This window comes from Aureimonas altamirensis (genome assembly GCF_023702225.1).
GTDB classification, from domain to species: Bacteria; Pseudomonadota; Alphaproteobacteria; order Rhizobiales; family Rhizobiaceae; genus Aureimonas; species Aureimonas altamirensis_B.
In genome coordinates this window covers 129,496-142,392 of the sequence record NZ_JAMQCO010000001.1, presented here as the reverse complement: position 1 = coordinate 142,392, position 12,897 = coordinate 129,496, and the positions used below count along the sequence as shown (strand labels likewise).

The 12,897-nt window shown below is 65.6% G+C and carries 15 protein-coding genes and 1 tRNA gene; 8 read left to right on the top strand and 8 right to left on the bottom strand.

What is annotated here, in order from left to right; translation table 11 throughout:
* Positions 1 to 72: 72 nt before the first annotated feature.
* Together NDN16_RS00675 and NDN16_RS00670 are read left to right on the top strand one after the other, a co-directional pair.
* The gene (locus NDN16_RS00675) at positions 73 to 624 is read left to right on the top strand and encodes a DUF924 family protein (RefSeq protein WP_251111697.1); all 552 of its coding nucleotides are present in this window, start codon (positions 73 to 75) and stop codon (positions 622 to 624) included.
* 76 nt (positions 625 to 700) lie between these two features.
* On the top strand, positions 701 to 1,642 hold the full coding sequence (locus tag NDN16_RS00670) for an SMP-30/gluconolactonase/LRE family protein (RefSeq protein ID WP_251111696.1): 942 nt from the start codon (positions 701 to 703) through the stop codon (positions 1,640 to 1,642).
* 6 nt (positions 1,643 to 1,648) lie between these two features.
* Here the strand turns inward: NDN16_RS00670 and NDN16_RS00665 are convergent, their stop codons facing one another.
* Genes NDN16_RS00665 through NDN16_RS00655 form a run of 3 tightly spaced genes read right to left on the bottom strand, consistent with a single transcriptional unit; the run spans position 1,649 to position 3,856 of the window.
* Positions 1,649 to 2,275, bottom strand: a complete 627-nt coding sequence (locus tag NDN16_RS00665; protein ID WP_251111695.1) for an alpha/beta hydrolase — start codon at positions 2,273 to 2,275, stop codon at positions 1,649 to 1,651.
* A complete protein-coding gene (locus NDN16_RS00660; protein WP_251111694.1) occupies positions 2,265 to 3,275 on the bottom strand; it encodes an MDR family oxidoreductase in 1,011 nt (336 codons plus the stop codon). Before NDN16_RS00660 ends, NDN16_RS00665 begins: the two co-directional genes overlap by 11 nt.
* On the bottom strand, positions 3,272 to 3,856 hold the full coding sequence (locus tag NDN16_RS00655; protein WP_251111693.1) for a peroxidase-related enzyme: 585 nt from the start codon (positions 3,854 to 3,856) through the stop codon (positions 3,272 to 3,274). The genes NDN16_RS00660 and NDN16_RS00655 overlap by 4 nt, the downstream gene beginning before the upstream one ends.
* 104 nt (positions 3,857 to 3,960) lie before the next feature.
* Between NDN16_RS00655 and NDN16_RS00650 the strand changes: the two genes are divergently transcribed.
* Entirely contained in the window at positions 3,961 to 4,755 is a 795-nt protein-coding gene (locus tag NDN16_RS00650; protein ID WP_251111692.1) for an enoyl-CoA hydratase, read from the top strand.
* Between the two features lie 11 nt (positions 4,756 to 4,766).
* A complete protein-coding gene (locus NDN16_RS00645) occupies positions 4,767 to 6,404 on the top strand; it encodes an acyl-CoA synthetase (protein ID WP_251111691.1) in 1,638 nt (545 codons plus the stop codon).
* On the opposite strand, the gene NDN16_RS00640 is transcribed toward NDN16_RS00645, so the two are convergent.
* Positions 6,394 to 6,912, bottom strand: a complete 519-nt coding sequence (locus tag NDN16_RS00640) for a gamma-glutamylcyclotransferase (protein WP_251111690.1) — start codon at positions 6,910 to 6,912, stop codon at positions 6,394 to 6,396. The genes NDN16_RS00645 and NDN16_RS00640 overlap by 11 nt on opposite strands.
* A 48-nt stretch (positions 6,913 to 6,960) precedes the next feature.
* Between NDN16_RS00640 and NDN16_RS00635 the strand changes: the two genes are divergently transcribed.
* Entirely contained in the window at positions 6,961 to 7,974 is a 1,014-nt protein-coding gene (locus tag NDN16_RS00635; protein ID WP_251111689.1) for a DUF2125 domain-containing protein, read from the top strand.
* A gap of 65 nt (positions 7,975 to 8,039) precedes the next feature.
* On the opposite strand, the gene NDN16_RS00630 is transcribed toward NDN16_RS00635, so the two are convergent.
* Positions 8,040 to 8,789, bottom strand: a complete 750-nt coding sequence (locus tag NDN16_RS00630) for an SIMPL domain-containing protein (RefSeq protein WP_251111688.1) — start codon at positions 8,787 to 8,789, stop codon at positions 8,040 to 8,042.
* 141 nt (positions 8,790 to 8,930) lie between these two features.
* Between NDN16_RS00630 and NDN16_RS00625 the strand changes: the two genes are divergently transcribed.
* Positions 8,931 to 9,006: transfer RNA gene (locus NDN16_RS00625), tRNA-Ile, on the top strand.
* Between the two features lie 59 nt (positions 9,007 to 9,065).
* Here the strand turns inward: NDN16_RS00625 and NDN16_RS00620 are convergent.
* The 3 genes from NDN16_RS00620 to NDN16_RS00610 form a co-directional block, all read right to left on the bottom strand.
* Positions 9,066 to 9,395: a helix-turn-helix transcriptional regulator gene (locus NDN16_RS00620; RefSeq protein ID WP_251111687.1), complete on the bottom strand. Its 330-nt coding sequence runs from the start codon at positions 9,393 to 9,395 to the stop codon at positions 9,066 to 9,068.
* 12 nt (positions 9,396 to 9,407) lie between these two features.
* Entirely contained in the window at positions 9,408 to 9,656 is a 249-nt protein-coding gene (locus NDN16_RS00615; RefSeq protein WP_251111686.1) for a type II toxin-antitoxin system RelE family toxin, read from the bottom strand.
* A gap of 104 nt (positions 9,657 to 9,760) precedes the next feature.
* The gene (locus NDN16_RS00610; protein WP_251111685.1) at positions 9,761 to 10,399 is read right to left on the bottom strand and encodes a helix-turn-helix domain-containing protein; all 639 of its coding nucleotides are present in this window, start codon (positions 10,397 to 10,399) and stop codon (positions 9,761 to 9,763) included.
* Between the two features lie 105 nt (positions 10,400 to 10,504).
* On the opposite strand from NDN16_RS00610, the gene NDN16_RS00605 reads away from it, so the two are divergent.
* Together NDN16_RS00605 and NDN16_RS00600 are read left to right on the top strand one after the other, a co-directional pair.
* A complete protein-coding gene (locus tag NDN16_RS00605; protein WP_251111684.1) occupies positions 10,505 to 11,527 on the top strand; it encodes an Ldh family oxidoreductase in 1,023 nt (340 codons plus the stop codon).
* Positions 11,524 to 12,825 carry an MFS transporter gene (locus tag NDN16_RS00600; RefSeq protein WP_251111683.1) on the top strand — a complete coding sequence of 434 codons (1,302 nt, stop codon included), beginning with the start codon at positions 11,524 to 11,526 and terminating at the stop codon, positions 12,823 to 12,825. Before NDN16_RS00605 ends, NDN16_RS00600 begins: the two co-directional genes overlap by 4 nt.
* Positions 12,826 to 12,897 lie beyond the last annotated feature (72 nt).

Genomic DNA, 12,897 nt, shown 5'->3' with positions numbered 1-12,897 from the left:
GCCCGATACGCGCACTATCTTGGAGCGGAAGGCTTATACAAGCCGCAAGATAGCGAAAGGCTCGGAACTGGAATGAGTGAGACGATCCTCGATCCGCAGGTCATCGTGGATTTCTGGCGCGAGGCCGGGCCGGGAAAATGGTTCGAGAAGGACGAAGCCTTCGACGAGACGATCAGGCAGCGCTTCGGCGATCTCTACGAACGTGCCGCACTCGGCGACCTGGATTCCTGGGCGGAGGAGCCGAACGGCGCTCTGGCTTTGATCCTGTTGCTGGACCAGTTCCCGCGCAACATGTTCCGCGGCAGCCCGCGCATGTACGCAACCGATGCGAAGGCGGCGGAGATCGCCCGGGCGTCCCTGGATGCCGGCGATGCCGAACATCTGCCCGATGACGTGAACCAGTTCCTGGTGCTGCCGCTGATGCACTCGGAATCGAAGGCCGATCACGATGCCTGCGTGGCATGGATGGATCGCATCGGCACCGACGAGAACCGCAAGTTCGCGCGCCATCACCGCGAGATCATCGAAGAGTTCGGGCGCTTCCCGCATCGCAATTCCATCCTGGGGCGCGAAACCACTGCGGAAGAACGCAAATTCATTGCGGATGGTGGCTTTACCGGGTGACGGAGCGGCCTTGCGCCTGGGGCTTGCGCCGTGGCGAAGTGGCTCTCAGAAGACAATGCCGGGGGAACCGTTCGCCATGTCCGAAACATTGATCGCCGCGTCGCCGGAATTCCTTGCGCTGTTTCCGGCCGGAGCTGCGCTCCAGCGCGTCGCCACCGGCTTCGTCTGGGCCGAAGGCGGCGTCTGGATACAAGAGGCGAACGAGTTGCGCTTCTCCGACATTCCGAACAATCGCATCATGGCGTGGTCGCCGGAGGCCGGGCTCCGGACCTTCCGCCAGCCATCCCAGCGCACCAACGGGCATACGCTGGACCTTTCCGGCGCGATGGTGAGCTGCGAGCATGGCGGGCGCTGCGTCAGCCGCACGACACCGGACGGCGCCTACGAGGTTCTCGCCAGCCACTGGCAGGGAAAGCGGTTGAACTCTCCCAACGATGTCGTGGTGAAGAGCGATGGAAGCATCTGGTTCACCGATCCGCCCTACGGCATCATCTCGGACCATGAAGGGATCCGTGCCGACAGCGCCATCGGGATGAACCAGGTGTACCGGCTGGACTCGGAGACAGGCGAGGTGGAAGCCGTCAGCGACGCCTTCGACAGGCCGAACGGGCTGGCTTTCTCGCCCGATGAAGACGTCCTCTATGTCGCGGATTCCGGACGCGCGCGCGGCCACGGCTTCGGCTTCGACGACAGCCGCCCGCACGAGGTGCGCGCGGTAGACGTGGTGGATGGCCGCAGGCTCGGCGCTTCGCGCCGGGTGGCGGAGGTCGACATCGTCCCGGACGGGCTCCGGGTGGACCGCGAGGGAGTACTATGGGTGTCGGCCGAGGATGGCGTCCATTGCTTCACGCCGGAGGGTCTGCGCCTCGGCCGCATCGCCGTGCCGGAAACGGTGGCCAATCTCTGCTTCGGCGGGCCGGACGGGCGGCGGCTTTTCATCAGCGCTAGCAGTTCGATCTATGCCATCGACACGACGCGGCAGGACGCCGCAGCGCCTGCACGAAAGGTCTATGGCTGACGGAATTCAGCCTCCCGACACTTCCCGCGCCATCAGCACCTCGGTCAGGAAGGCGCCGCCAAGGCCGGCGCCTTCCGGCGAGATCGTATGACCGAGTTTCGGCAGGATGCGCAGGGCCGTATCTACGCCGGCGGCGCGCAGGCGCGGCGCGGCGGCCTCGCTTTCCTCCGGCGGCACCGCGGTATCGCCGGAGCCGTGGATCAACAGCACGCGGGCCGAGGTGCGGGGCTTCAACGGATCGCGCGTTGCCAGACGGCCCGAATAGCCGAGCACCCCTGCAACCGGCCAGCGACCGCTGGCAAAGGCATCGAGCGCCATGATTGTGCCTTGCGAGAAGCCCGCGAAGACGACCTTGTCCAGCCGGTCGGCCATGCCGTGCCAGTCGAGTATGCCCTGTACGACCTGGTCGAAGGCAGGCCGCGCCGCCGCGACCCTGTCCGGCCGGTTGTCCGGCGAAATGCCGGTCAGGCTGAACCATTGATGCAGCGGGCCTCCGCCATCGAAGGGATAGGGAGCGTCGGGCGCGGAGAAATCGGTGTTCGGCAGGCTGCGGCCCCAGACGCGGCCCAGCGGGGAGAGGTCCGCGCCACGGGCGCCGACCCCATGGAAAAGGATGACGAGGTTACGATACATCGCCATCTCCGACCTGGACCACGACACGCCCGCGCACCTTGCCGGCGAGGATGTCCTCGGCGACGCGCGGCACTTCGGAAAGGCTCACCGTCTGGGTCATCGAGGCAAGCTTTCCCCTGTCGAGACTCTCGTCCAGCAGCGCCCAGGCAGCCTCGCGCCGGGCATGCGTTTCGGTAACGGAGTTGACGCCGATCAGGGCTACGCCCCGCAGGATATAGGGCATGACCGTGCCGGGTAGGTCCGCGCCACCGGCCAGTCCGCAGGCGGCGACGGCGCAATCGCGCTGCAGCTCGGCCAGTACGCTGACCAGCGTGGTGGAGCCGACGCTGTCGACCGCGCCGCTCCACCGCTCCTTCCGCAACGGCGGTCCGTCTGCCGACAGCTCCTGCCGCGATACGAAGGACGAAGCGCCGAGTGCCGCCAGATAGCCGTGCGTTTCCGGCCGGCCTGTCGCCGCCGCGACCGTGTAGCCGCGCGCCGCAAGCAGCGCCACGGCAACTGAGCCGACGCCTCCGGCAGCCCCGGTGACGAGAACGGGCAGGCCGTCGCGTCCGATGGTGCCCCACTCCTCCAGCCGGTCGACGCAGAGCGCCGCCGTGTAGCCGGCGGTGCCGATGGCCATCGCCTCGTCGAGGCCGAACCCGTCCGGCACGCGGGTCAGCCATTCCGGCTTGAGGCGCTGGAAGCGCGCATAGCCGCCCCATTCCGTTTCCGAAAGGCCCCAACCGTTCACCAGGACCCGGTCCCCTGGCCGCCACTGCGGATCCCGGGAATCCACGACGGTTCCGGCGAGGTCGATGCCGGCCACCATGGGCAGGCGGCGCGCGATCCGCCCATTGCCGGTGATCGCAAGCCCATCCTTGTAGTTGACGGTGGAATAGGCGATCTCCACCGTGACGTCGTGATCCGGCAGGTCGGCCAGGGTCAGCGTCCGGAAGGCGGCCTGCTGCCCGCCCTCGGCCGCCTCGATCACCAGTGCCTCGAAGCTCGTGTCGCTCATGCGCCCTTCTCCTGCCGTCCGAGTGCGTAGAATTCCGTATTGGGCCGCATGGAAAAGGCGTTTGCGAGGCGGTTCGACATGCCGAAAAAGGCTGCGATGGCAGCGATGTCCCAGGCCTCCTCCTGCGTGAAGCCGTGTTCGGCCAGCCGCTCGTAGTCGTCTTCGTCCACCGTTTCGGCGGCCAGCGCCACCTGCATCGCGAAATCCAGCATCGCCATCTGGCGCGGGGTGATATCCGCCTTGCGATAATTGACGGCCACCTGATCGGCGATCAGCGGGTTTCTGGCCCGTACCCGCAGGATGGCGCCGTGGGCGATCACGCAATACTGGCACTGGTTGGCGGCGCTTGTGGCTACCACGATCATCTCGCGCTCGGCCGGCGTCAGCCCGCCGGGCTTTTCCATCAGCGCATCGTGATAGGCGAAGAAGGCGCGAAATTCCGCGGGCCGCGCGGCCAGAACCAGGAAGACGTTCGGCACGAACCCGGCCTTTTCCTGCACCGTCCTGATTCGCTCCAGGATGTCCGGCGGCAGCGACGCGAGGTCCGGCGGTGTGAAACGGCTGATCTTGGGCTCCTGCATGCGGTTTCCTCCCTCGCTGCCTGTCGTTCGAAGACGGATTGCCGGAACGGTGGCCGTCGACCTATGCTCCGCTCACGTCATCGACCCGGGGAGGAGACTGGAAGATGCGGGATGATGCAATGGGGGAGGGGCCACCCGTCCTCGTCCGGCGGGACGGCGGCGTCGCTCGCCTGATGCTGGACCGGCCGGCGCAACTGAATGCGCTTTCGGAAGAGCTTCTGTTCCGGCTCCGCGAGGAACTGGGCCGGCTGTCGGGAGACAATGGCCTGCGCGCCGTCGTCCTGTCCGGCAACGGGCGCGCCTTCTGCGCCGGCCACGATCTGAAGGAGATGCTTGCGGCGGACGATATCGACGCGCATCGTGCGCTTTTCCAGCTATGCAGCCAGGTCATGCAGGCCATCGTGGAGCTGCCCGTGCCGGTCATCGCGAAGGTGCACGGCGTGGCCACCGCGGCCGGTTGCCAGCTCGTCGCCAGCTGCGACCTGGCCATCGCCGGGCAGAGCGCACGGTTCGCCACATCGGGCATCAATGCCGGGCTTTTCTGTTCCACCCCCGCCGTCGCGCTGTCGCGCAACGTGGCCGCCAAGCGCGCCTTCGAGATGCTGGTGACGGGAGAGTTCATCGATGCCGCACGGGCCGCCGACTGGGGCCTCGTCAATGCCGCCGTGCCCGATGAAGCGCTGGACGCCGCGGTGGACAAGCTTCTCGCTTCTATTCTGGACAAGAGCTCGGCAGCCATCCGCCACGGCAAGGCGCTGTTCAACCGCCAGCGCGGCCTTTCCCTCGCGGACGCCTATGGGCACGCCAGCGAGGTCATGGCCTGCAACATGATGGAAGCCGATGCGCGCGAAGGCATTTCCGCCTTCATCGAAAAGCGCCGGCCGGTCTGGCAATCGTGAGCGAGGATCGCATGAATACCGGCAAGGGCAATATCTACCGGCAAGGCCTCGACCGGCGTTCGGCCAATTTTACCCAGCTTTCGCCCGTGAGCTTCATCACCCGCACGGCGGACGTGTACCCGGACCATGACTCGATCGTCTACGGCGAACGGCGCGATAGCTGGGCCGAGACCTACGCCCGGTCGCGGCAACTGGCGGGTGCGCTGGCGGCGCGCGGCATCGGACCCGGCGACACGGTATCGCTGATGCTGCCCAACGTGCCGGCAATGGTGGAGGCGCATTTCGGCATCCTCTTCACCGGCGCGGTCATCAATGCCCTCAACATTCGCCTGGACGCGCCCACGATCGCCTTCATGCTGGATCACAGCGAGGCGAAGGTGCTGTTGACCGATCCGGAGTTCGCCACCGTCATCACACAGGCGCTCGGCATGATGAAGGGTGCGCGTCCACTGGTGATCGACGTGCCGGACCCCGTGGCCGGCATCGCGGGGCCGGCGATCGGCGACATGGACTATGACGCCTTCCTTGCCACCGGGGACCCGCAATTCGCTCCGCGCCTGCCGGAGGACGAATGGGATGCCATCGCGCTCAGCTACACGTCCGGGACGACGGGCGACCCGAAAGGCGTCGTCACGCATCATCGCGGCGCCTATCTGAACGCCGTCAGCAATGTGCTCGTGTGGACCATGCCGCAGCACCCGGTCTACCTGTGGACGCTGCCGCTGTTCCATTGCAACGGATGGTGCTTCCCCTGGGTCGTCGCCGCCGTTGCCGGCACCAATGTCTGCCTGCGTCGCGTGGACACCGCCCGCATCTTCGACGCCATCCGCAGCCACGGCGTGACGCATTACTGCGGTGCGCCCATCGTGCATGCCATGATGGCCGACGCGCCGGCCGAGCAGCGCGCCGGAATCACGCACCGCGTGTCCGGGATGGTGGCGGGCGCGCCGCCACCGCCCAGCGTCTTCAAGCGCATCGAGGCCATCGGCATCGACCTCATCCACGTCTACGGCCTGACGGAAACCTACGGCCCCGCCGTCGTCTGCGCGCCGCAGCAGGCATGGACGGCGCTGGACGCGGACGAGCGCATCGGACTCAAGGCGCGGCAGGGCGTGCGCTACACGCTGGAGGAAGCGGTCGAGGTGTTGAACCCGGATACGATGGAGCCGGTGCCGCGCGACGGCGAAACCGTGGGCGAGATCATGTTTCGCGGCAACGCGGTGATGAAAGGCTATCTGAAGAACGAGCCGGCGACCGACAAGGCGCTTGCCGGCGGCTGGTTCCACTCGGGCGATCTCGCGGTCGTCCATCCGGATGGCTATATCCGTATCAAGGATCGCTCCAAGGACGTCATCATCTCGGGCGGGGAGAACATCTCGTCCATCGAGGTCGAGGACGTGCTGCATGCCCACCCGGACGTTCAGGCGGCGGCGGTAGTGGCCATGCCCGACGAAAAATGGGGCGAGGTGCCGGCCGCCTTCGTGGAACTGCGGCCTGGCGCGCGGCTGGATGAGGCGGAACTGATCGCCTTCGCGCAGGAGCGCTTGGCCCGGTTCAAGACGCCGAAGAAGGTGATCTTCTCGGACCTGCCGCGTACGTCGACCGGCAAGATCCAGAAATTCGCCCTGCGTGCGATGCTCAACGCGTGAGGCGGGAGACGACCTCCGCCAGCCACGCGTCCTTGAGGCCCAGTGCGGCGATCTCGCGGTGCGCCGAAAGGACATAGTCGACATTGGCGCCTGATTGTCCGTGCGACCGGGCGACGATATGGGCTGCCGCCTCCGGCGTCAGCCGCCCAGCATACTGGGAGTGGCCCCTGTCGGCAACATAGGTCACGGCATGGACGCTGCGCCCGTCGGCGAGGCGAATGGCTTGCACCGTCTCCCGGTAGACATTGGTCACGAGTTCTCGGCCGCGCAGATAGGCGATTGTCTCGTCGCGGCGGCCGGCGGCGACGCGAAAGGCCATGCCGACGCAGGAACCGCCCTTGTCCAGGCCGAAGACGAGGCCGGGCTTTTCGGGCGTGCCGCGATGGACATGACTGAGGATGCAGAGCGCCCGATGGTACCCCGACAGGCGCGCCTTGGCCTGTTCCTCGAAGGCGAAGCCCGGCCGCCAGATCAACGAGCCATAGCCAAAAACCCATAAATCGGTCATGTCCAAACGCCAAGGTTGCTGCGAATGCCGGTCGAAAGGAAAGCCCTTATGAACAAACCGCGCCCAAGAAGAAAGAGCAGGGCGATGCGCGCGATGGCGGGTGTCGTGATCGTGGCGCTGCTTCTCGCCGGCGGCCTCACCGGCGCCTGGTTCTATCTGGCGGGCCAGCTCGACCGGAAGATCGTCGAGGTGGTGGACAGGGCGGCAGGCGGCGGCACGACGATCGCCTGCGACGGGCGGCGCGTCTTCGGCTATCCGTTCCGCATGGGCCTTGCCTGCGACAGCGTCGCGATACAGGCGCCGGCCAGCGGCATCGATGCGTCCGCCGGCGCATTCCGCGCCGTGGCCCAGATCTACGACCCGAACCTGATTGTCTCGGAACTGACGGGCCCGGTCCGCGTCGCCGCGCCGGACCTGCCCGCGTTGCATCTGGGCTACGCACTGGCGCAATCCTCGACCCATCTTTCGGACGGCCGGCTGCAGCGCTTCTCGCTCGCCATCGACCAGCCTGTCCTGACCCTGGGAGATGGGGCGCAGCCGATCGCCAATTCCGAACGGCTGGAACTGCATGCGCGGCAGAGCGGCGAAGATATCGACCTGGCCTTCAGCGATGCCGGCGTCATCGTGACGCCTCCGGGGCTGGGCCCGCTGCCGCCCTTCGATTTCGGGCTCGACATGGCGGTGGCCGGCGGCGCGGAATGGCTGCGCGGCGTGCTGCCGGGTGGCCGGCTGGAAACCGCCCTGCGCGGGCAGTCCGGCCAGTTGCGGGCAATCCGGGTCAATTTGGACGGCGGCGGTGCGGCGGAGATTGCCGGGCCATTCAGCTTCTCGCCCGAAGGGCTTCTGAGTGGCGATTTCCGCATCGCATTGGAAAACCCCGAGGCCATCGCCGACCTCGTCGGACGGATCGTCCCGGCGGCCGGCGGCGTCGCCAACGCCATCGCCGACGGCATCGGATTTGCGGGACGCCAGGAAAACGGGCGCTCGGTGATCGATGTGCAAGTGCGTGACGGACGCGCCCGGCTCGGCTTCATTCCGCTGGGCGAGATCCCGCCCCTATAGAGCGTCTCCTACTCATATGGAAACACTCTAGGGGCGGGACTGCAATCCGGAGCGCCGCGGGCAGCTTACTGCGCGCCTGCATCTTCCAGTTCGAAGACGATGCGCACGCGGGCGGTGGTGGTGTTTTCCCCTGCTTCCACGGGCACGCTCGAATCTTCGGCCGCCATGCGCATCGCGGCTCCCATGGGCATCGGCATGGGCGGGCGCCCGCCATAGCTCTCGTCGCTGATGGCGATGATGTCGCCGAGGCCGAGGTCGGCGGCTTCCGCCATCGTTTCGGCCGTGGCCCGCGCCTTGGCGATGGCGTCGCGGCGGGCCGCGTCGGCCAGCGGGGCCGGATCGTCGAGTGTGAAATTGATGTCTCCGCCCTGGTTCACACCGAGCGAGATGGCCTTGTCGAGCACCTCCCCGACCTTGGCGATGTCGCGTACACGCACCGACAGGGAGTTGCGGACCTCATAGCCGACGATCTTCGGCGGATTGGCCGGCTGTCCGTCCTGTCGATTGTCGAACTGATATTGCGGGTTGACGGAAAAACCGACGGTCTGCAGGTCGCGGCCTTCGATGCCGAGTTCCCGCATGGCGGCGGTGACGGCGGAGACGGCCTCGCTGGCCTGTCGTGTGGCGTCGGCGGCGGTTTCCGCGTTGCGCAGCACGGTGAGTGTCGTCATCGCGATATCGGGAGCGGCGCTGGCGCGACCCTCGCCGACGATGGTGAGCGTGCGCGCGCTGCTGTCGGGCGCCTGTGCCGACGCGGCCATGGGAACGGCCGCCAGCAGCACGGCGAGCGGCAGGGCCAGGGACTTCGAAAACATGGGCGAATACACCTCCGGTTCATTCGATTCGGCGAATGTGCCAGACAATTGAGGCGCGAAACGGCCGTGAAAATGGGCGGGTAAATTCGCGCGGCCGTCGCTTGTGGTCGCCCGGCCTTTCGGCTAGAGCCTTGGCGCGTAGGGTCCGTAGCTCAATGGTTAGAGCCGGCGGCTCATAACCGCTTGGTTGGGGGTTCGAGTCCCTCCGGACCTACCACACAAAAATCTGCCTATTGATTTCATTGAACAAATTCTTTGATTTGTCCCACTGGATCACTACGCCAGATCGTCGATCGACACCGATAAGGCGGTGGCAAGCTTTCTTATCGTATCGACGGATCCTGATTTCCGACCCGCCTCAATATCGGCAATCTGGACTCGGTTGACCCCGGAATTTTCTGAAAGCCGAGCCTGCGTAAGGCCGCGCAGATCGCGATAGACGCGAAGCGGGCTTTCGCCTTCGATCATGCGCTTGACGAACTCGGCAGGGATAGACTCTCCGCCCTCTGTCATTGCGCGGTCGTAGGCGATGATATCTGCCAAGTCGTCGGCAGCGTTCAGGAGCCTTTCGTACTCGGTCTTTTCGATGGTCACCATCTCATTCATGGTGGTCTCCTTTCAGTCGTAGACCCCACCACGCGGGCCGATGTTGAGAACGTCGAGGACTTCACCATCCTGCATGATAACACGCCAGTCTCCAACGCGAAGCCGAATGCCATCGCGGCCCTGAAGCTTCGTGACGTCGTTGTCCTGCGACGATGGGTCCGAAGCGTAGGTCTCGATCTTGCTGACGATCCGGCGCGCCGTATTCGCGGGCATTCTGCGAAGGGCTTTCACTGCGGCGGGTCGGTATGTGATCTCCCTCATGACCTCTTTGTAGCTTATGGCTACATTCCCGGTAACGATCCCACCTCCCGCGAAAAGTGTTACCCATGTGTCCGGTACAGATCGTCATCTATGTCTGGGGTCGTTCATGAGGCTCGATCGAGTTCTGCGACGAGGTCGGAGGCGACCCAAAGCACGGTCGCGACACCGGACCCCTCCGAGACCAGCACATGCCCCATCGCGGAATCGAAATAGCAACTGTCGCCGACGCCGAGGACAAGAGGTTCATACAGGTCCGTCAGGATGCGTACCGATCCTGAGAGTACATAGACGAACTCTTCGCCTGCATGGCGCACGTAATCGCTGGAAGAGATCGTCTCCCCCTTGCCGATGGTGGCGACGATGGGGTGGAACCGCTTGTTGGAGACATCCGCCGACAGCATCTCGTAATCGTAATGCTGCGCCCTGACGCGCGCACCGCCGCCGGCACGCGTGACCGAGCGGCGACCCGACCGCATGCCGGTCGCTTCGTCGACGAATAGTGCTTCCATCTCCACCCCGAGGCCGAGTGCCAGGCGCAGGATGATGTCGTAGGTTGGCGACATGCGCGCATTCTCGACCTTGGAAATCGTCGACGCGGCAACGCCGCAGCGCGCGGCCAGGTCCCTGACGGTCAGGCCGCGGTCCCGCCGCAGGCTTTTGATCCGCTGGCCGAAGCGATCGATCCGCGTCTGCACGAGATGTGCCGATACGACTGCCTCATGCGGTTCGGATGTGGGTGTCACCGACGATGCCTTTCGGATTGACCTGTGCAATCCAACCGTGTTCATTATAGGAAACATGATCATTATCGGACACAAGCTTCTGCTTGTCGACCGGCTGGAGGGGCAGTGGCGGAAATATCATTGTCGTTCGACGAGTTGACGTCGGCGCTTCGGGACATCCTTGTGTCTCATGGCTGTTCGGACACGGTGGCGGCCGCCCTGGCGGCCAATTGCGCGTCCGCCACGCGCGACGGCAGCAAGAGCCACGGGCTCTTCCGCATGGCGGGCTACGTCTCGACGCTGCGCAGCGGATGGGTAGACGGCCGTGCCGAGCCGTCGGTGGAGGATGTCGCCCCCGGCTTCGTCAGGGTGGACGCGCGCAACGGCTTCACCCTTCCGGCCCATGCGGCCGCCCGCTCTTTGCTGGAAGAGAAGGCGCGGCAGAACGGCATAGCGATCCTGGCCATTCGCGACTCGCATCATCTCGGCGCCCTGTATCTGGATATAGAGCCCTACGCACAGGCCGGCTTCGTCGCCCTTTCCGTCATCAATTCCATGGCGGTCGTGGTGCATCCGGGCGGAAGCAAGCCGGTCTACGGCACAAACCCGGTGGCGTTTGCGACACCGCGCGCGGAGGGCGCGCCGCTGGTGTTCGACATGGCGACATCCACCATGGCGCATGGCGACGTCCGCGTGGCCGCGCGCGAAGGGCGGGCGGTGCCGGATGGCATCGGCGTGGACGCCAGGGGCGATCCGACGACGGACCCGGCCGCCATTCTGGAAGGCGGAGCCCTTCTGGCCTTCGGCGGCCACAAGGGCACCGCCATCGCCTTGATGGTGGAACTCCTGTGCGCGGCGCTGGTTGGCGGGCAATTCTCGTTCGAGGTGGACTGGAGCGCCTATCCGGGCGCGCAGACGCCGCGCACCGGCCAGACCGTCATCCTGATCGACCCAACCCGGGCATCGGCACCGCTGGCGCCCTTCGCCGACCGCGTGGAGCTGTTGATTCGGACCATCCTCGCCTCCGGCGATGTTCGGCTTCCGGGCGAAAAGCGCCTGGCCTGCCGCCGCACGGCCCAGACCGGCATCGTCGTGGACGCCGCTCAATGGCAATCGATACTAGACCTGAAGGACGGGACATCCGCATGACGACAGACACAGTGGCCCCGCCCAGCGCGGCGCACCGGCGCAAGGCGCTGATCGCCAGCCTGATCGGAAGCTCGATCGAGTGGTTCGACTATTTCCTCTACGGCACGGCAGCCGCGCTGGTGTTCAACAGGCTGTTCTTTCCGAGCGCCGACCCGGCCATCGCGCTGCTCCTGTCCTACCTGTCCTTCTCTCTCACCTTCTTCATTCGGCCGTTCGGCGGCATCATCTTCGCCCATATCGGCGACCGGATCGGCCGCAAGAGGACGCTGGTCATCACCCTGTCGCTCATGGGGGCGGCGACGGTCGGCATCGGCCTCCTGCCCACCTACGAGACCATCGGCATCTGGGCGCCGATCATCCTGATCCTGTTGCGGGTGGTGCAGGGCCTCGGCATCGGCGGCGAGTGGGGCGGCGCGCTGCTTCTGGCGTACGAGTACGCTCCCAAAAACCGCAAGGGCTTCTTCGGATCGGTGCCGCAAACCGGCGTCACCATCGGCATGCTGCTTGCCACGCTGTCCATCACCGCAATGTTGCTGATCCTTCCCGAGGACGCATTCCTGTCATGGGGCTGGCGCATTCCGTTCCTTTTGTCGGCAAGCTTCGTCTTCCTCGGCCTGTGGATCCGCTCGGGTATCGACGAGACGCCCGACTTCAAGAAGACGAAGGCGGAAGGCAAGGTCGCGCGCATGCCGGTGGTGGAAACGCTGCAGACGCAATGGCGCGAGGTGCTGATCGCAGCCGGGCTGAAGGTCGCCGAAACCGCGCCCTTCTATATCTTCACCACCTTCATCGTCAGCTATGCCGTCAGCAATGTGGGCTATGCGCGGGAGAGCATCCTGACGGCGGTGATGATCGGCGCGGCGATCTCGACCGTGATGATCCCGCTGATGGGCCTTCTGTCGGATTATGTCGGGCGCAAGGTCGTCTATACGCTGGGTTGCGTCGCCATGGGCCTGTTCGTGTTCCCCTATTTCATGATGGTGAACACGAACGACATCGTGCTCCTGACGATCGCCACCGTCATCATCTTCGGGTTCATCTGGTCGCCGGTGACGGCGGTTCTGGGCACCCTGTTCTCGGAGATCTTCCCGAGCCGCGTGCGCTATACCGGCGTCACGCTCGGCTATCAGATCGGCGCGGCCCTGGCCGGTGGCACCGCACCGCTGATCGCCACCTGGCTCCTTACGCGCTTCGACAACGACTGGCGCACCGTCGCGGCCTACGTGCTTGCTACGGTCGTCCTGTCGCTGACGGCGGCCTTCATGATCCGCAAGCGGCCGGTGCACATAGGCGGTTGAGCCGGCGTAGCAAAAATGGAAATGGAGGCCTCGCCATTGGCATGGCCTTCTCTAGGTAATGACATCACCGCC